Origin of the sequence: Nocardia vinacea NBRC 16497, assembly GCF_000308835.1 — a bacterium.
GTDB classification, from domain to species: domain Bacteria; phylum Actinomycetota; class Actinomycetes; order Mycobacteriales; family Mycobacteriaceae; genus Nocardia; species Nocardia vinacea.
Window position 1 is genome coordinate 14398 of sequence record NZ_BAGN01000109.1, and the last position, 24346, is coordinate 38743.

Below are 24346 nucleotides of genomic sequence, written 5' to 3' on the forward strand. Positions count from 1 at the left end.
TGGCGACGGAGATCGTCGGCCACGGAAACCCCTCCTTCTAGGATGTTTCCGCGCCGAGCCCGACCTGTGAGCGCACCCGCAGTTCGGTGAAGACATCGGCCTGCCGAGGATCTGGTTTTCCGATCATGGTCCCGATCCAGCAGGCCACGAAACCTACGGGAATCGATATCAGCACCGGAAAGGTCAGCGGGAACGGAGCATTCGCGGCGCCTCCGGGCCACACCTGGGGGCCGAGGATGATCAGGATAACGGAGGTGACCAGGCCTGCTCCGATTCCGATCACGGCGCCGAGGGTGTTGAAGCGTTTCCAACTCAGGCTGAGCGCGAGTGCAGGAAAGTTCGCACTCGCCGCGATGGACAATGCCAATCCAACGAGTAGCGCGACGTTGATCCCCGGCCCGAGTAGAAGAGTCAACATGATCGCAACTGCTCCGACAACCGCAGCAGCAACCCTGGCAACGACGGCGCCTTCGCGTTCGCTCGCGGGCCGTCGCTTGACGACGTTGAACCACAGGTCGTGCGACAGTGCACCCGAAGCGGACAGAACCAGCCCAGCAACCACGGCAAGTATCGTCGCGAACGCGACGGCGCTGACCAGCGCGATGAATACGTCGCCGCCGAAGCTTCCTTCACCACCGCCGAGGTGTTGCGCGAGCAGCGGAGCCGTCAGGTTGCCTCCGGCAGTGGCCTTTTCCGATCCAGCGGGCAGAATCGCGCGAGCTCCGTATCCGATGATCGAGGTCATGATGAAGAAGATGCCGATGATGCCGACAGCCCATCCCACCGAGCGTCGTGCGGCTCGTGCGTCGGGGACTGTGAAGAATCTGATCAGGATATGCGGAAGGGCGGCCGTGCCGATGCCGTAAGCGACCGCCGCAGAGAGGGTGTTGAGCGGGTTCGCGTTGGATCCACCTGGGGCAAGGTACGCGTCGCCGTCAGGGTGGTTGTCGGCGGCCGCCTCGAACAAGCTCAGGGGGTTGAAGTTGAACTTCCACAGGACGCCTAGGCACATGACGGCGCCGACGATCAATAGCAACACGGCCTTGATGATCTGGACCCAGGTGGTCGCGAGCATGCCTCCGAAAACGACGTAGATCAGCATTGCGGCACCCGTAAGGATCACGGCGGGTATGAAATTCATCCCGGTCAAGGCTCGGATCAGCACTCCAGCACCGACGAGTTGGGCAATGAGGTAGAAGACCACCACTACCAGCGTGGCCAGCGAGGTAACTGCGCGCACAGGTCGCTTACTGAAGCGAAACGAGAGTACGTCCGCGATGGTGTACTGGCCTGCATTGCGCATTTTTTCCGCGAACAGCAACAGAATCAACAGAAACGCGAAGATCGCGGCCGTTGCCAGTACCCAGCCATCGAAACCGGTGAGAAAGATCAGTCCGGTGAAGCCGAGGAACGTGGCCGCGGACATGAGGTCGCCGGAGATCGCGAACCCGTTCTGGACTCCGGTAACGCTGCGGCCCGCGGCATAGAAGTCCGACTGGGTGCTTGTGCGGCGAGCGGCCCAGAACGTTACGACGACGGTGATGGCCAGTACGCCGGCGAAGAACAGCAGTCGTGTCACGTTCATGCGATGCCTCCCGGTGTCACGCGATTCGAGATCGAACCCAGGGCTTGCTCTTCGAGAGGAAGAAAGACGCGTGTCGACGCGCGGAGGTAGGCGCCGGTCACGATCCACACAAGTGCGAACTGTGACAGACCGAGGACATAGGCCACAGTGAGGCCGGGGGCAACGAAGTACCCCATGAATTCATGGGCGTAGGCAGTCAACACGACGAACGAGCCGAACCACAGACTTGCGGCCGTTAGCGTCAGTCGAACGAAGCGTGACCTGCGAGCGCTCAATTCTGCGAAGTATGGCGAGGCCGCAACCTGTTGGACGCCGGGGTCGACCGGTAGGTATCGGGTACGCCCATCCGCGGAGTGATCCACTTGCATGACTCTTCCTCTCGAGCTGACCGACACAGCAACAGCCGCGCCATCACCTAACTAACATGCGTTAGTATGAAGTGTGATCCCCCTCACGTCAACGCGCCAGGACGCCCCGTCCGACATCGCCTCGCGTGACGGCACACCCCTTCCGTCCGCTACAAGGATCCGCTAATCTAACTAACAATAATTAGTCGAACGGAGACATCGTGCTGCACACCAATGTCATCGTGCCCATCCCCCAATTGTTGGCCAAGCATGCCGACGAACGGCCGGACCAGATCGCCTTTCGCGACCCGAGGCAGGCCGTGACGTACTCCCAGCTCGATTCTCGAACCGCCCGCCTTGCCGGTCACCTCATAGATCTCGGCCTGCGAGCGGGCGACCGATTGCTGATGTATCTGGACAATTGCGTCGAAGTGGCGGAGGGGTATCTGGTCGCCCCGCGCGCCGACGTCATCACCGTATGCACGAATCCGAGCGGGACACGATATGAGCTCGAGCAGGTCCTCAGGGATTCCGGTGCCGTCGCGGTTCTCACCGATGGCGCACATCTGCCGACCGTTCTCGGGCTCATCGATAGCGAGGCTCCCGACTTCACAAACGTGAATGTCGTTATCGTCACCGGCCCACCCGGCGACGTTGCCCACTCGGACGCAACAACGGTGGTGTTCTACGACGATCTGATCGCCACCGAACCAGCGCACAACGCACCGGACTCCACGCCCCTCGACGCCTGGTGCTGGATGCTTTACACCTCGGGAACCACCGGTCGACCGAAAGGGGTCCGCCTTTCCCAGCGCAGCTGCTTGTGGGTCGTCGGGGCGTGCTGGGTGCCGATCGCCGGACTGACCCACACCGACATGATCCTGTCAGCTCTCCCTCTCTTCCACTCCTATGCCCTCGTACTATGCGTACTGGGAGTCGCCGCCACCGGCGCGTCCGCGCGACTCCTGCCGAGATTTTCCCCCTCCGAGGTACTTTCGGCGCTCGCCGAAGACAACGTGACGTTCGTACCGGGCGTACCCACGATGTTCCGGTACCTCATGAACTCCGCGACCGACACCCGACTCGTGGCGCCCGCACTGCGCCTGTGCGTCTCCGCCGGTGCCCTGATGCCGACCGCCCTCAACGAAACATTCGAGGAGTTCGCCGGCGTTCCGCTACTCGACGGATACGGAATCACCGAAACATCCACCATGGTCACGATGAACTCGCCGACCGGCGGCAGAGTCCGCGGCTCCTGCGGCCTTCCGCTGCCCGGTTTGACCGTCCGTCTGATCGACCCGGCTACGGGAACCGACGCCGCGCCCGGCGATGAAGGTGAACTGTGGGTCCAGGGACCCAATGTGATGCTCGGGTATCACAACCTACCGGAGGCGACCGCCGATGTTCTGACGCACGGTTGGTACCACACCGGTGATCTGGCCCGTCGCGACGAGAACGGGTTCATCCGCATCAGCGGGCGGGTCAAAGAACTGATCATTCGCGGCGGCGAGAACATCTACCCCGCGGAGATCGAGGACATCCTCATCCAATGCGAGAGCGTGGCCGACGCGGCCGTGGTCGCCGAGCCGCATGACGCGCTCGGTGAGGTTCCCATCGCGTTCGTCGTCGCGGCAGACGACACAGGCATCGATGAAGACGACCTCCGGATCCACTGTGCTAACACGCTTTCCTACTTCAAGGTGCCCTCGGAGTTCATCGCGGTGGCCGAGATCCCGCGCACTCCCTCGGGAAAGATCCAGCGCCACCGGTTGCGTCGGCCGAAATCGTCCGCCACCTGACAGGCATCCTTACTCGACGCCGACGAAGGGAACCCCCTTGTTATGAAGATTCGCGGAGCAGTCCTCGAGTCGAGCGGCCTTCCGCGGCCGTACGCGACATCCGTCCCAATTTCCATTGCCGACCTGGAACTAGATCCGCCTGGGCCCAGCGAAGTTCTCGTACGCATCGAGGCGGCAGGAATCTGCCATTCCGACCTGTCTGTCATCGACGGCAATCGTTCGCGACCGCTGCCGATGCTGCTCGGTCACGAGGCAGCAGGCCGGATCGAACAGATCGGCGCCGACGTTTCCGGTTTGACGATCGGTCAGCGCGTTGTGATGGTTTTCCTCCCCCGTTGCAACGAATGCGCCGAATGCCGAACCGATGGCAAACTCCCCTGCGCTCCCGGCAGCGCAGCGAACAATGCAGGAACCCTCCTCGGCGGCGACATCCGTCTGCACCGCGACCACGTCGACATAAAACACCATCTCGGGGTCTCCGGTTTCGCCACTCATGCTGTGGTCGACCAGCATTCAGTCGTTCCGGTCGGGAACGACGTCCCACCGGACATCGCCGCCGTACTCGGATGCGCTGTGCTGACGGGGGGCGGCGCCGTCATCAATGCCGGCCGGCCGGAACGAGGCCAGACCCTTATGGTCGTCGGGCTGGGTGGTGTCGGCATGGCAGCGCTGATCACCGCTCTTTCACTCGGTGAGGGCGAAGTGATCGGAGTCGACTCGAACCCCGACAAGCTCATCCAGGCAACAAAGTTGGGTGCGTCGTCGACCTACACGCCGCAAGAGATAGTTGAACTAGGGATTCAGGCACCTATCGTCATCGAAGCCGCCGGCCACCCGCGCGCCTTCGAGACGGCCGTCGAGGCCACTGCTCCCGGAGGTACAACTGTCACAGTCGGGCTCCCCGCCCCGGACGCCCGGTCCTCCATCTCACCCTTGAGGGTGGTGGCCGAAGCACGAACCATCATCGGGAGCTACCTCGGCTCCGCAGTGCCGGCACGCGACATTCCGGTGTACGCGCAGCTGTGGCGCGAAGGAAGACTGCCGGTCGAGAAACTCATTTCATCCCGAATCTCCTTGTGGGACATCAACTCTGCGATGGACCAACTCGCCGATGGCAATGCTGTCCGGCAGGTCATCGTCTTCGACGAGAACTGAGAATATAGTGACGATCACCCGAACAAGCCAGCAGACGCTGCTCGACTCTGTGCCCACCGCGCTCTACATCGACGGGCAGTGGCGCGCATCGACCGACGCTGGGACCTTTGTAGTTCACGACCCCGCCACCGGTTCGGAACTCGCTGCTGTCGCCGACGCGACCGCGGCCGACGGATCAGCTGCGCTCGATGCGGCCGTCGACGCCCAAAAGTCCTGGGCCCGAACAGCTCCGCGCGAACGGGCCGAACTTCTGCGGGCAGCCTTCGACGCCTTGATCGCCCGATCGGAGGACTTTGCTCTGCTGATGACCCTCGAGATGGGGAAGCCCCTGGCAGAGGCACGCGGGGAAGTCGCGTACGGCGCCGAATTCCTCCGGTGGTTCTCCGAAGAGGCCGTCCGCGTGTCCGGCCGCTACTCGACGGCCCCCGACGGAAGGATGCGACTGCTGGTCCACAAGCGTCCGGTCGGCCCCTGCTTGCTCATCACACCATGGAACTTCCCGCTGGCAATGGCCACCCGCAAGGTCGCCCCGGCTATTGCTGCCGGCTGCACAATGGTGATCAAACCCGCCGCATTGACGCCCCTGACCACCCTGCTGTTCGCGCAGATACTCGAAGAGGTCGGCCTGCCCCCGGGCGTGTTGAACGTCATCCCCACCTCGCGTGCCGGAGCCGTTACCGGCCCGCTCATCGCAGATCCGCGGCTCCGAAAACTATCCTTCACCGGATCCACCGAAATCGGTCGGCAACTGCTCGCGGACTCGGCACAGCAGGTTCTTCGCACATCCATGGAACTCGGCGGCAACGCACCCTTCCTCGTGTTCGCCGATGCCGACATCGATGCAGCAGTCGAAGGTGCCGTGGTCGCAAAACTTCGCAACATGGGTGAAGCCTGCACCGCTGCGAACCGGTTCATCGTTCACGAGTTTGTCGCGGACGAGTTTGCGGCAAAGCTCGCACGTAAAATGCAGCGCCTTACTGTGGGACCGGGCATCGATCCGGACTCTGAGCTAGGCCCGCTGATCGACCAGAAATCCCGGGACAAGGTCCATGATCTGGTCCAGGACGCCGTAACCACGGGTGCGTCAATTGTGACCGGCGGTCAGCCAATGCCCGGCGACGGATACTTCTACCTTCCAACTGTTCTCAGCGGGGTGGGAGCGGCCGCGCGCATCCTGCGCGAAGAGGTCTTCGGGCCCGTGGCGCCGATCACGACCTTCCGGGACGAAGAGGAAGCCGTCCGGCTCGCCAACGACACGGAATACGGACTCGTTGCGTACGTCTATACCCGCGACACCGCCCGCGCACTCCGCATGAGCGAAGAACTCGAGTCCGGAATGCTGGGAATCAACGCGGGTGTCGTGTCCAACCCTGCCGCACCGTTCGGTGGGATCAAGCAATCGGGACTAGGCAGAGAAGGCGGTTCAGAGGGGATTGAGGAGTACCTCGATACCCGGTACGTCGGCCTCGCAGATCCCTACGCATGACCCGTGTCGCAGGAAGAGGTGTCACGTGCTAGAGATTCTGGATCAACTCATGAGCTGGAACCGTGAGGAAATCCCCTACGCGGTCGCGACCGTGATTCAAACGTTCGGCAGCGCCCCGCGAGCTCCGGGTGCGGCGATGGCCGTCTCCCAGACTGGCGCCATCGTAGGCAGCATCTCCGGAGGTTGCGTCGAGTCAGCAGTCGTCGAAGTCGCCCACGATGTAATCGCAAGTGGAAGGGCGTCTTACCAGCGATTCGGCGTGTCCGACGACGACGCCTTCGCCGTAGGACTGACCTGCGGCGGCACCATCGAAGTCTTCGTCGTCCCGCACTCCTCCGAGTTCGCCCAGATGCTGGCAAGGGTGTGTCAGGCCGTCCGCGCTCAGGTGCCCATCGCCTTCGGCACCACACTGGAAGGACCGAAGCCTACTTTCCTTCTCTTCGACGGCGATCTGCACGGATCCACCGAATCTCCCGAGGTTGATCGCGCCATCGAAACCCGTATGGCTGGTCTACTCGCCGTCGGCTCGAGTGCCGTCGCTGAATGCAGTGCTGGGCACCGCTGCCAGTCGTCCGTCAGGCTCTTCGTGAACAGCTTCTCCCCACCGCCACGGATGATCGTCTTCGGGGCAATCGACTTCGCTCGTGCAGTCGTGCAAGTCGGCAAGCTCATGGGATATTTCGTCACGCTGTGCGACGCGCGGCCGGTATTCGCCACCCGGGCGCGTTTTCCCGAGGCAGACGAAATAGTCGTCGACTGGCCCCACCGTTATCTGCAATCACAGCTTCTCGATTCGAGAACGGCGCTCTGCATCCTGACGCACGATGAAAAGTTCGACGTCCCACTTCTCGAGCGAGCGCTTCGTCTCGACGTGGGATATGTGGGCGCGATGGGGTCCCGCCGCACTTGTCTGAACCGCGAACGAGAACTCCGACTGCTTGGCCTCAATGACACGGAACTCCGCCGGTTACACGCACCGATCGGACTTGACATCGGGGGCAAAACGCCAGCGGAGACGGCGATCTCCATCGCGGCAGAGATCATCGCCACGCGCGAAGGCCGACCCGGTAGGTCGCTACGTGAGAGCCGTTCGGCGATCCATTCTCAAATTCACGAACCAGCGATAGTGGCAGCGACGGCGCAGCTTGCGACAGGCAGACAGACAGGAACACTGTGAGGACCGAGGGCGTATCGACACTGTTTATTGCGCGAGTCGATCGTGGCGTCCTTGGTTGCGAGTGCCTGTGGATCGAACAGGATAAGTTCGGCGAAGCGTCTGCAAGGAATGCCGTACAGCGCAGGCTGATTCAACCCGGCGACGATGAAGGGCCGCACCAGTTCACCCGCCCTGACGTGGATGGTGGTGTGTCGGCTGGTCTTGCTGCATAGCTCGTCCTACCTGTCCGGATTGACCAGCAGATCGGCCGACGAGCCGATTCGCCGGGGTTGCCTGTGCAACGACGAAACGCGGCAATTCATTCTTCGACATCACTGCGAATCACCAAAATGATGTCACATTCATAGTTGGTCTACAGTGCGCAGCTCGTCAAGACTAGGATCAATTTCCTCGGCCGATACGAACATTCAACCTCGCCATGACCGGACTGGATCAGCGCCAACAGAGGCCCATGAACAGCCAAGCGTCGACGGATGGGGCCGCCCCTGGTCGCGGCGCTCCAACACGCCTCGACGACAAGCACATGCCGATCAGACCTTGACGTAGCCTGGATCACGCTGCACCATTATGCGACAATTAAGTGTCGATACCTCGGACACGTGAAGAGTGGACTTCTATTGGGGACATTTCTCTGCCGACGCACACCCCTCGACCATCTGGTCAGTTGCAGGAGACGAACGATGAAGTTCCCCAATCACCGGCTTTCCACGGTCATCGCCACGTGCGCGCTCACGCTGTCGGCTGCCGCGCGCGGCAACTCCGCCTCCAGCGACGGAGGATCACCCGGCGAAATCGCCATCGGCAACATCGGCACGTACTCGTGAGATTCGCCTCCACCTCGGGTCACATCCCGCGGGTTGTCGACGCGTGGGCCGATTCGGTCAATTCGACCGGCGGTCTGAATGGACGCAAGGTTCGCATCATCGCCAAGGACGTCGGCACGACGACAGGCGCCGGCCTTACCGCGGCGCAAGAACTCATCAACAAGGAACACGTCGCGGCAATCCTCGACTTCGACCCGGCGACCCACCTGGATCCGCCTCGCCGCCGACAAGTCCGTACCCGTCATCGCCGCATTTGCCAGCCTCGGCAGCCTGTTGAGCCCTGACGTGTTCTCCGTCATCACCTCGCCGATCGCGCTCTCGTACGGTGCCGCAGCGGAGGCCAAGAAAATGGGCGACAAGCTCGGCATCGCCTACGCGGCGGAGGCAGCGGCGGGCGGACAAGTCGTCGCGATGATGCACACATTCTGTGACGGCCTCGGACTGAAACTCGCCAGCACGGTCAAACTCTCCTCCTCGGCCGCGGACTACACCGTCTTCTGCCAGCAATTGCAGGAATCCGGCGCCAACTCCTATTTTCTCGCATTCGCGTCCGTGACATCACAAAAGATCACGAACCAATGTTTCCAACAGGGCACACGAATTCCCCAACTATTGAGCGATCCGGCGGCAGTGCCTGCCTGGAAGCCCGATGCCGGGTATGATTGCGGTCCGGTAATCGATGGTGTCGCACCCTTTTTCTATACCTCGATAGCAGGACAGAAGGCGTACCGCGATGCACTGAGCAAGTACGCTCCCGCCCTTGCTGAGGCCGGTGAGTCCAGCTCGACGGGGACCTTCGCCTGGGCGTCCGCACAGCTGATCGCTGTTGCCGCCTCCACTATCAGCACCGAAACACGCAGAATCGATGCAGAATGCCCTGTTCGGCATCAAAGGCGAAACCCTCGGCGGTCTCGTTCCGCCTTTGACCTCCACCAAGGGGAAACCTCTGCTGTCAACTGCTATTTCGCCTGGAAGGTGTCCGGTGGAAATTACGTTGCCCCCAACGGATCGACGCCCACCTGTGCCCCCACCGACGCGATCGCCCCTATCGAGCGTGCCGCTATCAAGGCAGTCGGCGGTTCCCAACGGCGGCAGCCCATCGTCTACGCCGAGCACTCGTCGCGTGCGATCGCCACGCGATAGTCCGGCTGGTTGTCTACCGCCATATGTCGGACAAAGACCAACGGTTGGCGGATGCAATGAATTCTTATGCAGCCTACGCTGCATTAGTTGACAGATCAAGGTCAGCCTAATAGATCTCCATAGCCTTCAATTATTCAATAAGTTTCAAACCTAACTTCCAGAATGTCAGACGAAAGGTTCATCAATGCAAGCGACCGAGCGAATTGAACGTGTCTCATCACATCAGTGGGTCACGATGCCGCCTAATGAGCCCGATCCGCAGGTTCTGCAGCGGTGCACAAAGCACGCCATCAGCGCCGCCGTCGCCGATCTGGAAGGTGTATCGATCGAGTCGGTGACCATCAACCGGACCGGCCAATACCATGTTCCCCCAAGCCCATTCGGATTTCCGCAATACGTGGAAGAAAACCTCCCCGACTACTGCGAAGTGCTCGTCCACCAAGCCAACCCCGGCGATCACATCGCAGAGGTCCTGGTGTGGGTACCCCTGGTATGGAACGGCCGATTCCTCGGAACCGGGGGCGGCGGTAACCGGACCACTTTCGGATTCGTTGAAGGTGACCAACTACGGAATGCGGCAATATCAAGTGGTCTTCGCAATGGTTTCGCGTCCGCGAGTACCGACGGCGGCTACGGGCACGACCCGCGCTTGGCCGACTGGCAGTTCATCGAGGAAACCAGAGAACACGATCGCGAACTGATCGAGAATTGGGTGCACCGCAGCACCCACGAGATGACAATCATCGGCAAAGCAGTTACCGCCGCAATCCACGGAACGGAACCGCGCTTCTCCTACTTTCAAGGCAGCTCCGGCGGCGGGCGGCAAGCACTCGCCCAAGTCCAACGGTATCCGAACGACTACGACGGCGTCTGGGCGACAGATCCCGCAATCAACTACAACCGCTTCATCCCCGCCGAACTTTGGCCCGCCCTGGTGATGAAGGAACTCGACAACGCCCTGCCGCCAGCGAAACTCGAGGCATTCCGCACCGCGGCCGTCGAAGACTTCAACCATCGCAACGGCACCTCGGAACCCTTCACCACCAGCATCGAACCACCCGTCTTCGACGCGAAACGAATCGTCGGACAGGCGACCGACGCTGGGGACATCACCGAAGCCGACGCCACGGTCATGAACATGATCTGGGAAGGACCAAAAACCCCCTCCGGCGAGCAACTCTGGTTCGGACTGCGCCCGGGCGCCGAAACCTGGGGCGAGGTCACCCCCGGTGTCGGACTGTGCGTCACAACCGAAGATGAGGACGGCCGCCGGAAGCCAGATCCGTTTTTCGTCGTTACGTCGTGGTTCGCCACCTGGCTGCTGCGTGATCCGCAGTGGGACTGGACAACTCTGACCTTCGAGGAGTACGCCCTCCTGTTCAAAAAGGGGGTCGAGGAATTCGCGGAGGTGGCCGTCGACGACCCGGACCTGACCGGGCTCCGCGACAGCGGAAACAAACTACTCCTCACCCACGGTACCGACGACCAGGTGATCTTCTCCCAAGGCACAGTTCACTACTTCGATCGCGTACTCGACCGCATGGGCGGCTTCGCCGGCACGCGTAACTTCGCACGGTTCTTCTTCTGCCTCGGAGACGGGCACAGCGCCCGAATCGAGAAGAACTTCGGCCTCGATCTGGCGACCGGGATGGTCACACTGATGAACTGGGTGGAAAACGGCATCGCACCAGACCACCTCGACCTCGTGCACCTCGCGCAAGACAAAGTCACTGTCGACGGCACACGCCGCGTCAGCGCCTACGGAACACCGCGCGATTGATGCCGTCCCGGCGAGCGCGGCAATAGCGCTCGCCGGTCTCGTGCCGACCCACCGATCCATCGCCCGCGTCGCACCGCGGTCAGGTTCGCACCTCGCGCCGACGGACCATGTCAGCAATGGTGTCGGTGCCACCAGCCACGAGCTGATCGCCCGTCACGGCGAGACGTCCCTCCGCTCCAGTCGAGCGGCAGCTGAACTAACCGTTCCCGCCAGCGCGCTGTCATCGAGTCGAAGCAGGACGGGGTCGTTACGGCGATATCACGCGTCGTGACCAACTGCATCGACGTGGTCGCAACAAACCGCGCAGCGCGGCATTCGCGCGATCGCGTAAACTGTTCTCCGCCAACGCCTCCCGCATCAAGACCACGGGCGATGCGCCCACATGACAAGGCCGCCCCTTGTACGCACCATCGATGACCTCACCAGCACCTGACTGGCAGACGTGCTCGGCGCGAAAGCGCGTGGCTTCGACGCCGAACCGGTAGGCACCGGGCAGTTCAGCAGCACCTACCATAGTTCCCTGGACTCGGACGTGCCGCCGCGCTGCGCAATCTACTGGACCGCACCACGATCAGCCCCGCCGTTGTCGACGATGTGATCGTCGGCTGTGTCAACAACATCGGCCCGCAGGCGGGCCATATCGGCCGCACCGCCTGGCTGACCGAGGGTTACCCGGAGGAAGTTCCAGGGGTGACGATCGACCGTCAGTGCGGATCCTCCCAGCAGGCCATCAATTTCGGCGCGGCGAGGTCAGACCGTGACCTGCTCCCGCTCTTCGGACCTGATCGATATCGACCGCCTCACCGCCCTGCGGTAATCCGATGCGCTCGCCGATGGACAGCATCAGTGTCGGCGGTTTTCGTGAGGCGACGTTGAAGAAGCTGAAGGGGGCCAGGTTGCGCAGCCCGTCTCGGTCCACTGTTGCGACCCAGGCGATAGGACGAGGTTGCACGGCGGCCGACAACAGTGTGTACACCTGGGCGTCGTCGAGATCGGCGATCGCATAGGCGCGACCATCGTCAGCCCGCGTCGCTGCTGAAACATCCACTGTGCCAAAACCTTTCGTCGCGATCGGCAACATCGCAATAGCTTGCGCAACCGATTGCACGTGCTGGTGCCGCGCCTGACCGACACCGTGCTCGCAACGGTGTACGACGCGCTCGAGGAGACCGCCAACCGGGCTGGCTACGCCACGTTCGTCTCCAACACCCACGACGACCCGGAGGAGCAGCGGCGCCTCGTATCGCTGCTGCTCGGTCGCGCCGTGGACGGGCTCATCATCGGCGATGCCCGTCTCGACAACGACAATATCGCCCGCATGCGTGAACACGGAGCGGACATCGTGCTGCTGAGTCGTCGAAGCCCGGACGCGGAGTCGGTCACGATCGACGATGTTGCAGGTGGCCGAATCGCCGGGGAACATCTTGTCGCGCTGGGACATCAGCGGATCGGGCTGGTCTGCGGTCCCCTGTATGCCAGCACCGCCGCCGATCGACTCGACGGATTCCGGGCCGCGCTGGCCGCCGGCGGGGTGGTGCTGCCATCGGAACGAATCTACGAAGAAGGCTTCGATGTCGCGGCTGGTCGCCGCGGAGCGCAGTGGCTACTGGACCGTCCCGACGCCCCCACCGCGATCTTCGCGACGAACGACGACTGCGCGATGGGTGTGCTGCGCGAGCGCGGGCTCACCCCGGGACGTGAGGTATCGGTCTTGGGCTACAACGACATTCCGATCAGCCGCGAGTTGACTGTGCCGCTGTCGACCGTCGGCTGCCCGATTCGGGAGATGGGTATGCGCGCTGCCGAGACGATGCTCGCCATGGTGCACCGGCTGCCGGTGTCGTCGGTGATGGTGCAGCCCACCTCCGTGGCCCGCGCTACTACAGGGTGGCCACTATCCATCTGAATTCGCCGACTTCGACTCGACTCGATGGGGATGTATTTTGCCATCGAGACCGCGCAACTTCGTGTATTGGCTGAACAACCAGCCGATTTCGCTGAATGTCGGAGCCATTGTTCATGCCACCTCTCGTTCGAGTTCTGTATTAGAAGCAATCATGACGTGACCCCGCTGGTTCGGTCCGGCTGATGTGAGAGTCTTGTTGCCCACGCTGTGGGCGGGAAGGCTCGATACCGATGACCACCAGGAAGAGGCACACCCCGGAGCAGGTGGTGCGCAAGCTGACCGAGGCCGATCGGCTGCTTGGTGAGGGCAAGGACGTCGCCGATGTGTGCCGGACGTTGCAGATCACCGAAGCCACCTACTATCGGTGGCGCAACCAGTTCGGCGGGTTGAAGGCCGATGACGCCAAGAAACTAAAGGACCTCGAACGCGAAAACGCCACCCTCAAAAGGCTTCTCGCGGAAGCGGAGCTGGAGAAGGCCGCCTTGAAGGAGATCGCGAAGGGAAACTTCTAGACCCGGAACGCCGACGGGCGGCCGTGGCACACCTGATGCGTGTTCTCGAGGTGAGCGAGCGGTTCGCATGCCGGGTCACCGGGCAGCATCGAAGTACCCAGCGGCGCAGCGTCTCTGCGCAGTCATCGGTGGATCCGGATGCGGCGCTTCGCGCCTGGTTGCGGGACTGGGCGCGCCGGCATCCCCGGCAGGGATTCCGACGCGCTTACCATGACGCGCGCGGCGAAGGCTGGACGGTCAATCACAAGAAGGTCCAACGGCTCTGGCGTGAGGAGGGCCTGCGGGTTCCGGTGCGGCGCCGCCGCAAACGCATCGGGACCTCGACGGTCACCGCGGTGACCGCGGACGCACCGAATCGGGTGTGGGCGGTGGACTTTCAGTTCGATGCCACCGACGACGGCCGCCCGGTCAAGATCGTCTCGATCGTCGACGAGCACACCCGAGAATGCCTCGGCGGCCTGGTGGAACGATCGATCACCGCCGATCGGCTCATCGACGAGCTCGACCGCCTGGCCACCGCCCGCGGCTACCCAGACGTGCTGCGCTGCGACAACGGCCCCGAACTGGCGTGCGCGGCGATGCGGGATTGGGCAGGAGAACGCATCGGGCTGGCGTTCATCCCGCCCGGTCAGCCCTGGCGCAACGGCTACATCGAATCGTTCAACGGCCGGTTACGCGATGAATGCTTGAACATCAACAGCTTCTGGTCGCTCACCCAGGCTCGAGTTGTGATCAGCGATTGGAAGGATGAATACAACCACCGCCGAAGACATTCCGCACTGGGCTACCGCGCCCCGGCGGACTACGCTGCTGCCTGCATCCACCGATAACCGACTCTCACCACCGGTGGACCGATCCCTGGGGTCCCGTCAATCAGGTTTCCGCAGCTCAGCCGGTTCTATGGTGTCGGTATTCGCTGTCCGGTGGCGGTATGGAACGGCGAAGGCGGCGATGATGGCGAGCGCACAAATTCCGGCGGAGATGGCCCGACTAGACGGTCCCGACGCCGCGCTGCGCGCCGAACTAACCGCCGCGATCATTACCGGCATCAGCTTCCTCCGAGAAAAAGTTGGCACCGGTGCGCTTTCTTGCGCCGACCGCGAAACGTTGCGAACCTATGTCAACCGCATGTCAGCACCTCTGCTCGCCTCTGAATCAATACCGACGGACATCTCCCCGACGGTTAGCCAACCCACGTGGTCCTCGCCAGATATTCCTTGGGAACGCACCGCCTATAGGCCTCAATCCCCCGGCCCCATAGTGAAATCACCACCGAGATAACCCCGCAGCACCTCTTCCTCGTCGAGTTCCCCAGGCGGGCCGTCGTAGGTCACCACACCTTTGTTCAGCAGCACCACCGCATCCGCCATCTCCATTGCCCTGGTCACATACTGTTCGACAAGGAGCATGGCGATACCCCGCTCGGCGAGTTCGTGAAGGGCCGCGAAGATCTCATCGACGATTCGGGGCGCAAGGCCCATCGACACCTCGTCGAGCAAAATTACCTTTGGCTCACCGACATAGGCGCGGGCCAGCGCCAGCATCTGCTGTTGCCCACCCGACAAGCGCCCGGCAATATCGTTCATCCGTGAGGACAGCGCGGGGAAGACAGCAAATGCGCGCTCGAACGCCTCGGCAAGGTTCGAGCGCCCCTCGCCGAGTTGAAGACGAAGATTCTCGCGGACAGTGAGGCTTCGGAAAACGCCGCGGCCTTCTGGTATGAGGCAAACCCCCTGGGCGGCTCGCCGATACGGTGCGTCGTCGGTTACGTCGACACCTTCGAGTCTGACGGCGCCCACCGTAGGGCGCAGCACTCCTGCGGCGGTTCGCAGTGTCGTTGTTTTTCCCGCTCCATTCGATCCGAGCAAAGCAACTACCTGCCCAGGCGGGATACTGAACGAGACATTGCGAAGGATTGTGGTCGAACCGTAGCCGGCGCTCACATTGCTCAGCTCCAGTACCGCGTTCGACGATACGTCGCCATGAAGCGTATCTCGTTGCGCCAGTGGTCGATTGGTCATGCCGGCTGCCCTCCCAGCTCGAGACTACGAACCTCGGGCAAGTCGTCCTCGCCCAGGTAAGCCTTTCGTACGATCGGCGACAACTGGGTCTCGCGCACGGTCCCCTCGAAGATGGGTTTACCGAAGTCGATGACATAGACGTAATCGCACAAGCTATTCACCAATGCCATGTCGTGCTCGATGAGCAGAATGCCGACCCGCTGCTCGCGGACTATGCGTTTGAGGATGGCACCGAAACGCTCGGTTTCGATTCTGTCCAGACCCGAGGAAGGCTCATCGAGCAACAGCACCTCATAGGAGCCCGCGACACATCGTGCCAACTCGACCAGCCGTCGCTGGCCAGTCGACAGCGTACCGACGCGATCGTCGGCGACGTCAGCCAATCCGCACAGCTCGAGCGCATGATCGCCACGGCTGCGGACCAATGCCTGCTGCCCAGGTCGGCTCACCAAATGGTTGGCCGGGTTCCACCCCGCGAACGCTCCTTCGCAACCCATCTCCAGATTCTGACGAGTGGTCAGGGAGTCGAATAGTTCCATGTGCTGGAACGTTCGCCCGATGCCGCGGCGCGCCCGGGCCGGTGGCCCCAACCGGCGAATACGGCGGTTATCGAGCAGAATTTCGCCGCCATCAGGATCCAGCAACCCGGAGCAGGCGTTGAACACAGTGGACTTGCCAGCACCGTTCGGGCCGATCAAACCCGTGATCTTTCCGGGTGGAGCGATGAGGTCGACTTGGTCCACAGCCACTACCCCGCCATATCGCACGATCAACTTCTCCACGGCGAGCCCAGATCCTCGTCCATTCACGGACGCTGGGTCCGCATTTGATCGGTGCGGTATGCCCACGGGTGACGCGCTACTCGGAGTCTTCGCAGCGGGCCCCAGTCGGTCGATGAGCTGTCGAATGGTCAGCGGGAGCTGACGGACGTTCTCGGGCGCAATGCTGAGCAGCACCGCGCCGACACCGAAGAGTGCCGTGAACGCGTAACCGACAGTCGGTCCGGTGGAGATATAAGCCGGCACAACCACTTGACCTGCGGCAGCGAGCACCGAATACCACAACGGCGGCCCAACAGTCAGCAGAATCAATGCGAACAGCAGCAGTGACAACATCGGCTGGTATCCGTCTCCGCCGACAATGCCGATTGCCGCACCGTCAAGGACTCCAGCCACCGCAGCCAGCGACGCGGATAAGCAGAACACCAGTACCCGGCTGACGTTGATCGAAGCGCCCGTGGCAGCCAGTCCCGTCGAACTGTCGGCCATCGCCCGCAGAAGCCGGCCCAAACGGCTTCGCGTCAGAACAACGACTATGGCGGCGATGACGACCGTGACTGCCAGGACAAAGTAGTAGTAGCCGCGATCGCTGTCGATATCGATCCAGCTCAGATGCGGCCGTGGAATGGACAGACCGAAACCCAGAGTTCCGAACATATAAGGCTGTGTATAGAACATCTGCTGGAGCAGAATTCCGAATCCGAGAGTGGCCAGTGCCAGGTAGAGCCCTGGAAAGCGAATCGCGGGAATCGCGAGTACCGCTCCGATGGGTGCGGCGATCGATGCGGCAGCGAGCAGCGCGACAAACCAGGGCCAGTCGCGATCGACCGCAATATGCGAAAAGGCGGCGACGCCGATGGCCATGAAACTGACGTGAGCCAGCGACACCTGCCCCGACATCCGCACCAATAGACCCAGTGACAGGAACAGCACAACATAGGCAAGGAACCTCGTCCATTCCACCATGTGGAACCCGGCGAATTGCGGCACGGCGACCAACGCCGCCAACAATGCGACCGTCCCTCCCGTCCTGACTGTCCACGGCGCGCGCCACGACGAGCGAGCAGCCATGTGCGGATGACCGCTGATACTCGGTCTGCGCAGCCGAGGAGCAACCAGCAAGAGCCCGAACAGGATCAGGAACGGCAGGCTGCTGGACAGACCGCCCGCCAGCCCAGTCGAGGCGACAAAATACTTCTGCAACAGCGCCTGGCCGACGCCGATGCCCAACCCTCCCAGGTAGGTCACGGGCAGGTTGGTGAACGCACCAACGGCCGCCGCGCCGAAGGCTGTCACAACCAGGAACGTCATCGTGGTGGCATCCAATGGCAGCAGCGGAGCCAGCAGCACACCGGAGGCGGCGGCCATCGTCGAGCCGATCGCCCAAGCCAGCCGCCGGATGCGTACGGGTGGTATACCCATCACGTCGAGCAGTTCGGCATTGTCGACGACCGCTCGCATGGCCAGCCCGGTCCTGCTGTACCGCAAAAAGGCCGTGAGTGCTACGACGCATGACACGCCGATACCGAAGATGATCAACTGGTATCCCGCTATTGCGGTATCACCCAAATGCACCCCGGCCGTCGGCAGGAATTGACGAACCTGACGACTGGGTCCCGGCGGAAACAGCAGCTCCAGTCCGCCTTGAACGAATAGCAGCACCCCAACGGTGGCCAGAACCTTCATCGAGAGGCTCACCATCGCCAAGTGTCGAGCAATCCACTCCAGCAGCAGCCCGACCAATGGGCCGCCGAGCACAATGCAGATCCCGGCGGCGACCGGCCATGGCAGATCGTGCTGATCGTGCAGAAAATAGAAAAGGAATGCCGAAGCACTGGCCAGTGCGCCGTGTCCGAAATTGAAGATTCCCGACGTCTTATAGGTGAGAACGAGTCCGACTCCGGCAAGCGCGAAGATCGAGCCGGTTGTCAGCCCCGCAACGATGAAGGGCAGCACCAGCCTCACCCGTCCTGACGTGGTTGTTGGAGGGTCGGGTGACCTTGCATATCTGTCCTGCCTGTCCCTGTTGGACCGGCGGATCGGCGGAAGAGCCGATTCGCTTGGGATTGCATGTGCGATCGCAGAATGCGGCATCACACTGCGCCGCGACGTCCACGAGACCTATCGAATCATTCTTCGACATAGCAGCGAAACGTCAGATTATTGACGCACCAATGGTGGGCCAAAGTGTGCAGTACGTCAAGACTTGGCCCAGTTTTCGGTCAACACCCGGAGATTCGGTTCCGACATCACGGGGCCGCCGACAGCGAAGCACGTCGAGCAGTGGGACGTCCCGGCACGATGCACTCAGTCGTACACGTCGAGATGCTCTTCGCAGGGACGATGGGCGCCACGAGGACGTGACACCCCCCGCCTTCACCAGCGCACCTGCGGATCACAACCCCTCCGACATACGCGATCGCCGATGCCAGCCATCGACACCCACTCGGCGACTGCCACAAGGCGCCGCTACCAACTCGCCTGACGAACCGGAACCACATCTGCATCAAGCCGCAGACGGGCCCCCGCCATGACGACGCGTCCGCCTCGATTGGCCGCAGCCAATCCAGATCAGGCCTTGACGTAACTCAGATCACATTGCACTATTATGCGACATTTGCGTGTCGATACGTCAACCATCTGAAGAGTAAGCATCCCTTCTGGGTACCTTTCTAGACCCGTCGCGCGCCGGTCGATCATCCAAATCATTTGCAGGAGGCGAACTATGAAGTTCCCTAATCACCGGTTTTCCACGATCGTCGCAACGTGCGCACTCGCGTTGTCGGCCGCCGCTTGCGGCAGCTCGTCCTCGAGCGGCGGAGGATCACCTGGTGAGATCGTCATCGGCAATATCGGCGCATACTCGGGCGCATTCGCATCCACCTCGGGTTTTGTTCCACAAGTCATCGACGCGTGGGCCGAGTCGGTCAATGCGGCCGGCGGACTGAATGGGCATAAGGTTCGCGTCATCACCAAGGACGTCGGCATGACGACCGGAGCCGGCGTAACCGCAGTACAAGAACTCATCAACAAGGAACACGTCACAGCCATCCTCGACTTCGATCCCAGCGACACGACCTGGGTCCGTCTCGCCGCCGCCAAGTCAGTTCCGGTCATCGCCGCATTCTCGAGTCTCGGCAGCCTGCTGAGCCCTAACGTCTTCTCCATCGTCACGTCGCCGATTGCACTCGCTTACGGCGCCGCAGCCGAAGCCAGGAAATTGGGCGACAAGATCGGCATTGCGTACGCAGCGGAGTCCGCGGAGGGCGGACAAATCGTTGCGATGATGCAAACATTCGGCGACGGGCTCGGGCTGACACTGGCAACCGCAGTCAAACTCTCTTCCTCGGCTGCGGACTATACTGTGTTCTGTCAGCAGTTGCGCGACTCCGGTGCCAATTCCTATTTTCTCGGATTCGCTACCGCGACAGCACAGAAGATCACCGACCAATGCTTCCAACAGGGCGTACGCATACCCCAATTATTGAGCGGTCCGGTAGCGGTGCCCGCATGGAAGACCGACGCCGCGTACGACGGTAGTCCCGTAATCGACGGCGTCGCACCCTTTTTCGACACATCGGTGCCAGGCCAGAAAGCCTACCGCGATGCGCTGGGCAAGTACGCTCCAAGCCTTGTCGAGTCCAGCTCGACAGGGACCTTCGTCTGGGCGGCCGCGCAGCTTATCGCCACCGTCGTCCCAACAATCAGCACCGAAATTACGCCGGAATCCCTGCAGAACGCCTTGTACAGCGTCAAAGACGAGACACTCGGCGGGCTAGTACCGCCGGTGACCTTCACCAAAGGTCAAACCTCGACTGTCAACTGCTATTTCGTCTGGAAGGTGTCCGGGGGGAATTACACAGCACCCAACGGAACATCCTCCACCTGCGCCCCCGCCGCCGCGATCGCCCCCGTCGAAAGTGCAGCGGTCAAAGCCGCCGGTGGTTAACCGATGAGATGCCTGTCGTGAGTGTCGCGCCGACACTCACGACCGCCCGATTCAACTCCAGGGTGCATGGCGGTGCGACCGGCTCAGGCCGGTCGCACCGCCGACGAATCCACTGCCAACTAATCGGCGTCCGCCCACAGAGCAAGTAGTCCAGCCCGACCACGCCCAGTCAGACACGGAGTCCAACCATGGAGCCGATCGATCATCTGCGCTCGTCGACTCTGAGCGGTCGCCGTTCGAAAGTACGATCGGTTGTCAACCGCCATCTGGCGGACAACGGCTCACGGTTTGCGGGGTGTGCTCAACGCCCGAACGGCCATACGCTGCAATTGCTGACACGGTCGCCATCAGACAATAGAGCGCCAATGCCTCCAGAGGTCCAGGAGTTACCGCACCGCCATCGTATTCCGCAGTCACACCGATACAACAGTGCCGACGCACTCGGTCGCAGTCCAATGCATCACCAAGGCAACGGAATTCGTGGCAAGGCATCAGCCCGGGACGCGCAGCAACATCGATAAAGCGCCGAGAGGGCGCCGAACAATGCAGCGATAGAACGGGCATCCGTCCAACGAAAACGTCTCCAAAATATCTAATGAAGGGCCAACTAGTGCAATCGACTGAAAAAGTAGAGCGCGTTGCACGGCATCAGTGGGTCACGATGCCACCGAGCGACCCCGACCCGCAGGTTGTGGAGCAGTGCACGAAGCATGCCATCAGCGCGGCCGTTGCCGATCTGGAAGGTGTATCGATCGAGTCGGTCACCATCAACCGGACCGGTCAATTCCATACTCCTCCAAGCGTATTCGGATTCCCAGTTTATGTGGAGGAAAATCTCCCTGACTACTGCGAAGTGCTCGTTCATCAGGCCAGCCCCGGCGGTCATATCGCTGAGGTCCGGGTGTGGGTTCCCTTGGTGTGGAACGGCCGGTTCCTCGGAACCGGGGGCGGGGGTAATCGGACCACTTTCGGATTCATACCGGGTGACGACGTACGAAACACAACGTTGCCGAACGCTGTACGTAACGGCTTCGCGGCGGCAGGTACAGATGGCGGGGTCGGAGGCGACCCACGCCTATGGGATTGGCAGCTCATCGAGGAAACCGGAGAACTCGATGGTGAGCTGATCGAGAACTGGATTCACCGCAGCACCCACGAGATGACACTGATCGGCAAGGCCGTCACCACAGCGATCCACGGAACCACACCCCGCTTCTCCTATTTTCAAGGCAGCTCCGGCGGTGGCCGGCAAGCACTCACGCAAGTTCAGCGGTATCCGAACGACTACGACGGAGTATGGGCAGCTGACCCGGCGATCAATTGGCCTCGCTTCATCCCCGCAGAGCTGTGGCCGGCTCTGGTAATGAAAGAACTCGACAACGCCCTTGCACCAGCGAAACTCGAAGCATTCCGGACCGCGGCGGTCGAGGATTTCAACCAGCGCAATGGAACATCAGAACCTTTCATTACCAGCGTCGAACCGCCGACCTTCGACGCGAAGCGACTGGTCGGACAGTCAACTTCTGCCGGGGACATCACCGAAACCGACGCCGCGGTCATGAACATGATCTGGGAGGGACCGAAAACGCCCTCCGGCGAGCAGCTCTGGTTCGGACTACGCCCCGGCGCAGAAACCTGGGGCGAGATGATGCCCGGTGTCGGACTGTGCGTCACGGTCGAAGACGACAACGGACAGCGCAAACCCGACCCGTTCTTGGGTGCTCTGGCGTGGTTTGGCACCTGGATGCTTCGTGACCCGCAGTGGGACTGGACAACTCTGACGTTCGAAGAGTTCGCCCGTCTGTTCAAAAAAGGAGTCGAGGAGTTCGCGGATACGGCCATCGACGACCCCGACCTTATTGGTCTGCGTGACGGCGGTGCCAAGCTGCTCCTCACGCACGGTGCGGACGACCAAGTGATCTTCTCCCAAGGAACAGTTCACTACTTCGATCGTGTACTCGACCATATGGGCGGAGTCGCCGGCACAAGTAACTTCGCACGATTCTTCCTCTGCCCCGGCGACGGACACAGCTTCCGACTCGAGCAGAATTTCGGACTCGATCTGGCAACCGGGATGGTGGCACTGATGAACTGGGTGGAAAACGACATCGCACCCGAAAGCCTCGACCTGCTGCACTACGCCGAGGACAAAATCGCCATCGACGGCACACGACAAGTCGACGCATACGCACTACATCCGAGCAAGTGAAATAGGCTCCGCCGAACACTTCTGAAATTGCCCACCACTCAGCTCGGCAGGGTATGTGAACACATGCTCGCCAGTGCAGTCCGAGCTTTTCCTCCTGTGCTACCGGGTCGTCGACCTGGACGCGTGGCGCGGCATTCACGACCCGGGCGCAAAGGAGCGAAAGACTCTGCGGCGGAATCTAATACAAGATGTGACTGGGCACGGGAGTTGCCGATGACCGGCTGGGTCGGTACCCCACTGCCGACGCCTGGACTCGCAGGATGCCATCCAAACGCACCGACTGACGTTCATGCCACTCATCGAAGGTGTCACCGATGTCGCGCGCTACATCGCGACCAGCCGCCACCCGCCCCCCGGTGCCCCGCAGCATCGCGGCCGCGGCCAGTCGAGCCCTGGTACTCAGGTCCATCACAGAATGTGGTGCGCGAACGCGCGACATCACCTCCACCACCGCACGCGCCAGATCCGGATCCGAGGCGGCGGCCCGATACAACTCGACCTCCAAAGCTGTCATCCCTTCGCCACGAGCGAGCCGATTCGTCCACTGATACATATCGAGACAGTCGAGTTCACGCCGACGCTCCCAGCCCCGCAGCGCCACGTCTAAGGCCGCTGAGTCCTCGAGCACGGGAGCGATTATTTCACCGAGCAACCGGCCGTACCGCAGAGCATCACGAATGCCTTGTGCGGTAACCGGATCCTTGAAATGCCCAGCATCGCCGGGCAGAGCCCACCCCGGTCCGCTCGAGCGCCGGAAATACGAAGTGATGCCGACCGCCGACCGAACTCGCCCAGCCATCGTGCACCCGCGCAGCCGCTCGGACAATCCTGGAATATCGGCGATCATCTCCTGGTAAGCGGCATCCGCACGCCCTACGACGTGCCGGGGTTCCTGCGCCGCAGGCTGGATCAGGCACAATAACAAACCCCCGTCACAAGGAAACGCCGTGCCCAGCGAGGTACCACTGCGCCACTGTGCGGCGACGTCGCGCCATTCGTCCCGGCCGTCGTGCCAATACCCGAAGTAGCAGGCGCGACCACTGGGTTTGCTTCGATACGGCTCGCCGACCCCGACCAGCCGCGCGACGGTGCTGCGCCGGCCATCGGCGCCGACCACTATCCGCGCACGTAGTTCATGCTCGTCGCCGGACCTATCGACGTAGTGAACGCCGACTACACGATTGCCGTCGCGAACCAGGTCGACGACACGGCATCGCTCGCGCAGCTCCGCTCCCGCCTCTCTGGCCGTCGCCACCAGCGCGGCGTCCAACCCCGGGCGACGCACACACATCCCGAAGTCCACCCCGCGGTAGGCCGTGAAGGGTGCCCGCACGACATGACCGGCACCGACAGCGTAGGCAGTGGTCAACGGTGGAGCGCCGATCGCGCGCACCCGCTCCAGCGCCCCCAACCTCTCCAATTCGGCGACACCTGAAGGCCATAGCAGATGAGTCGACAACGTGTCGGACGGAAATGCCGAGCTGTCGAGTCCGACCACCCGACGTCCCGCTCGCGCCAGTGCGGCCGCAACGCTGCTACCGGCGCAGCGGGTTCCGACGACCACGGCATCCACGGTTTCGATGGGCACCCTGAGCCTCCCATTGTGGGTCAATGTGTTCGGACACTATGTCCGATGCAATGAGCATCCGGTGGTCGTCACCCGATTGTCAAGGG

18 protein-coding genes and 1 pseudogene are annotated in these 24346 nt (G+C 62.1%); 13 read left to right on the forward strand and 6 right to left on the reverse strand.

The genetic code is table 11. The annotated features are described in order from the left end of the window. Positions 1-37 precede the first annotated feature (37 nt). Together ON44_RS14600 and ON44_RS54000 are read right to left on the reverse strand one after the other, a co-directional pair. Positions 38-1585, reverse strand: coding sequence for a solute symporter family protein (locus ON44_RS14600; protein WP_040690252.1), 1548 nt, complete (start codon positions 1583-1585; stop codon positions 38-40). Beyond that, positions 1582-1953: a DUF485 domain-containing protein gene (locus tag ON44_RS54000; protein ID WP_051182016.1), complete on the reverse strand. Its 372-nt coding sequence runs from the start codon at positions 1951-1953 to the stop codon at positions 1582-1584. Before ON44_RS54000 ends, ON44_RS14600 begins: the two co-directional genes overlap by 4 nt. Before the next feature lie 200 nt (positions 1954-2153). Between ON44_RS54000 and ON44_RS14610 the strand changes: the two genes are divergently transcribed. The 9 genes and pseudogenes from ON44_RS14610 to ON44_RS49435 all read left to right on the forward strand — a co-directional run. Continuing rightward, a complete protein-coding gene (locus tag ON44_RS14610) occupies positions 2154-3731 on the forward strand; it encodes a class I adenylate-forming enzyme family protein (protein ID WP_040690254.1) in 1578 nt (525 codons plus the stop codon). A 42-nt stretch (positions 3732-3773) separates the two neighbouring features. After that, positions 3774-4886, forward strand: coding sequence for an alcohol dehydrogenase catalytic domain-containing protein (locus ON44_RS14615; RefSeq protein WP_040690255.1), 1113 nt, complete (start codon positions 3774-3776; stop codon positions 4884-4886). Further along, positions 4843-6372, forward strand: a complete 1530-nt coding sequence (locus tag ON44_RS14620; RefSeq protein WP_245567152.1) for an NAD-dependent succinate-semialdehyde dehydrogenase — start codon at positions 4843-4845, stop codon at positions 6370-6372. The genes ON44_RS14615 and ON44_RS14620 overlap by 44 nt, the downstream gene beginning before the upstream one ends. Positions 6373-6397: 25 nt before the next feature. Continuing rightward, entirely contained in the window at positions 6398-7549 is a 1152-nt protein-coding gene (locus ON44_RS14625; RefSeq protein WP_051182017.1) for an XdhC family protein, read from the forward strand. A gap of 680 nt (positions 7550-8229) precedes the next feature. Next, the gene (locus ON44_RS54005) at positions 8230-8373 is read left to right on the forward strand and encodes a hypothetical protein (RefSeq protein WP_157187152.1); all 144 of its coding nucleotides are present in this window, start codon (positions 8230-8232) and stop codon (positions 8371-8373) included. Beyond that, a complete protein-coding gene (locus ON44_RS54010; RefSeq protein WP_040690257.1) occupies positions 8370-8657 on the forward strand; it encodes an ABC transporter substrate-binding protein in 288 nt (95 codons plus the stop codon). The genes ON44_RS54005 and ON44_RS54010 overlap by 4 nt, the downstream gene beginning before the upstream one ends. Continuing rightward, complete coding sequence (locus ON44_RS14635; protein WP_373283162.1) at positions 8617-9516, forward strand: ABC transporter substrate-binding protein; 900 nt, start codon at positions 8617-8619, stop codon at positions 9514-9516. The genes ON44_RS54010 and ON44_RS14635 overlap by 41 nt, the downstream gene beginning before the upstream one ends. 235 nt (positions 9517-9751) lie before the next feature. Next, entirely contained in the window at positions 9752-11296 is a 1545-nt protein-coding gene (locus ON44_RS14640; RefSeq protein WP_051182018.1) for a tannase/feruloyl esterase family alpha/beta hydrolase, read from the forward strand. A 534-nt stretch (positions 11297-11830) separates the two neighbouring features. Next, positions 11831-12040: pseudogene (locus tag ON44_RS49435) on the forward strand (thiolase family protein); the annotation flags it as partial. Here the strand turns inward: ON44_RS49435 and ON44_RS51660 are convergent. Next, positions 12027-12344: a flavin reductase family protein gene (locus tag ON44_RS51660; protein ID WP_174415065.1), complete on the reverse strand. Its 318-nt coding sequence runs from the start codon at positions 12342-12344 to the stop codon at positions 12027-12029. The pseudogene ON44_RS49435 and the gene ON44_RS51660 overlap by 14 nt on opposite strands. A gap of 42 nt (positions 12345-12386) precedes the next feature. On the opposite strand from ON44_RS51660, the gene ON44_RS14650 reads away from it, so the two are divergent. Both ON44_RS14650 and ON44_RS14660 read left to right on the forward strand, forming a co-directional pair. Further along, positions 12387-13202, forward strand: coding sequence for a substrate-binding domain-containing protein (locus ON44_RS14650; RefSeq protein WP_245567153.1), 816 nt, complete (start codon positions 12387-12389; stop codon positions 13200-13202). A 230-nt stretch (positions 13203-13432) separates the two neighbouring features. Further along, positions 13433-14544, forward strand: a protein-coding gene (locus ON44_RS14660; protein ID WP_085998539.1) for an IS3 family transposase whose coding sequence is annotated in 2 segments (ribosomal slippage) — positions 13433-13700 and positions 13700-14544 — 1113 coding nt in all. Because the reading frame shifts where the segments join, the coding sequence is not laid out codon by codon here. A 411-nt stretch (positions 14545-14955) separates the two neighbouring features. On the opposite strand, the gene ON44_RS14665 is transcribed toward ON44_RS14660, so the two are convergent. Continuing rightward, a complete protein-coding gene (locus tag ON44_RS14665; protein WP_051182021.1) occupies positions 14956-15735 on the reverse strand; it encodes an ABC transporter ATP-binding protein in 780 nt (259 codons plus the stop codon). Then, positions 15732-18470 carry a branched-chain amino acid ABC transporter permease/ATP-binding protein gene (locus ON44_RS14670; RefSeq protein WP_040690323.1) on the reverse strand — a complete coding sequence of 913 codons (2739 nt, stop codon included), beginning with the start codon at positions 18468-18470 and terminating at the stop codon, positions 15732-15734. The genes ON44_RS14665 and ON44_RS14670 overlap by 4 nt, the downstream gene beginning before the upstream one ends. Before the next feature lie 769 nt (positions 18471-19239). Here ON44_RS14670 and ON44_RS14675 point away from each other — a divergent pair. Together ON44_RS14675 and ON44_RS14685 are read left to right on the forward strand one after the other, a co-directional pair. Continuing rightward, positions 19240-20463 (forward strand): ABC transporter substrate-binding protein, encoded by a 1224-nt coding sequence (locus tag ON44_RS14675; RefSeq protein ID WP_040690264.1) that lies wholly within the window; start codon positions 19240-19242, stop codon positions 20461-20463. Between the two features lie 610 nt (positions 20464-21073). Beyond that, positions 21074-22672: a tannase/feruloyl esterase family alpha/beta hydrolase gene (locus tag ON44_RS14685; protein WP_157187153.1), complete on the forward strand. Its 1599-nt coding sequence runs from the start codon at positions 21074-21076 to the stop codon at positions 22670-22672. A gap of 178 nt (positions 22673-22850) precedes the next feature. On the opposite strand, the gene ON44_RS14690 is transcribed toward ON44_RS14685, so the two are convergent. Next, the gene (locus tag ON44_RS14690; RefSeq protein ID WP_245567154.1) at positions 22851-24260 is read right to left on the reverse strand and encodes an NAD(P)/FAD-dependent oxidoreductase; all 1410 of its coding nucleotides are present in this window, start codon (positions 24258-24260) and stop codon (positions 22851-22853) included. Positions 24261-24346 lie beyond the last annotated feature (86 nt).

What these genes read in the sequence shown, in the direction of transcription:
- ON44_RS14600 (WP_040690252.1), bottom strand. Translation starts at nt 1,585, where the DNA reads ATGAACGTGACACGACTGCTGTTCTTCGCCGGCGTACTGGCCATCACC.
- ON44_RS54000 (WP_051182016.1), bottom strand. Translation starts at nt 1,953, where the DNA reads ATGCAAGTGGATCACTCCGCGGATGGGCGTACCCGATACCTACCGGTC.
- ON44_RS14615 (WP_040690255.1), top strand. Translation starts at nt 3,774, where the DNA reads ATGAAGATTCGCGGAGCAGTCCTCGAGTCGAGCGGCCTTCCGCGGCCG.
- ON44_RS14620 (WP_245567152.1), top strand. Translation starts at nt 4,843, where the DNA reads ATGGCAATGCTGTCCGGCAGGTCATCGTCTTCGACGAGAACTGAGAAT.
- ON44_RS54005 (WP_157187152.1), top strand. Translation starts at nt 8,230, where the DNA reads ATGAAGTTCCCCAATCACCGGCTTTCCACGGTCATCGCCACGTGCGCG.
- ON44_RS14640 (WP_051182018.1), top strand. Translation starts at nt 9,752, where the DNA reads ATGCCGCCTAATGAGCCCGATCCGCAGGTTCTGCAGCGGTGCACAAAG.
- ON44_RS14665 (WP_051182021.1), bottom strand. Translation starts at nt 15,735, where the DNA reads ATGACCAATCGACCACTGGCGCAACGAGATACGCTTCATGGCGACGTA.
- ON44_RS14675 (WP_040690264.1), top strand. Translation starts at nt 19,240, where the DNA reads ATGAAGTTCCCTAATCACCGGTTTTCCACGATCGTCGCAACGTGCGCA.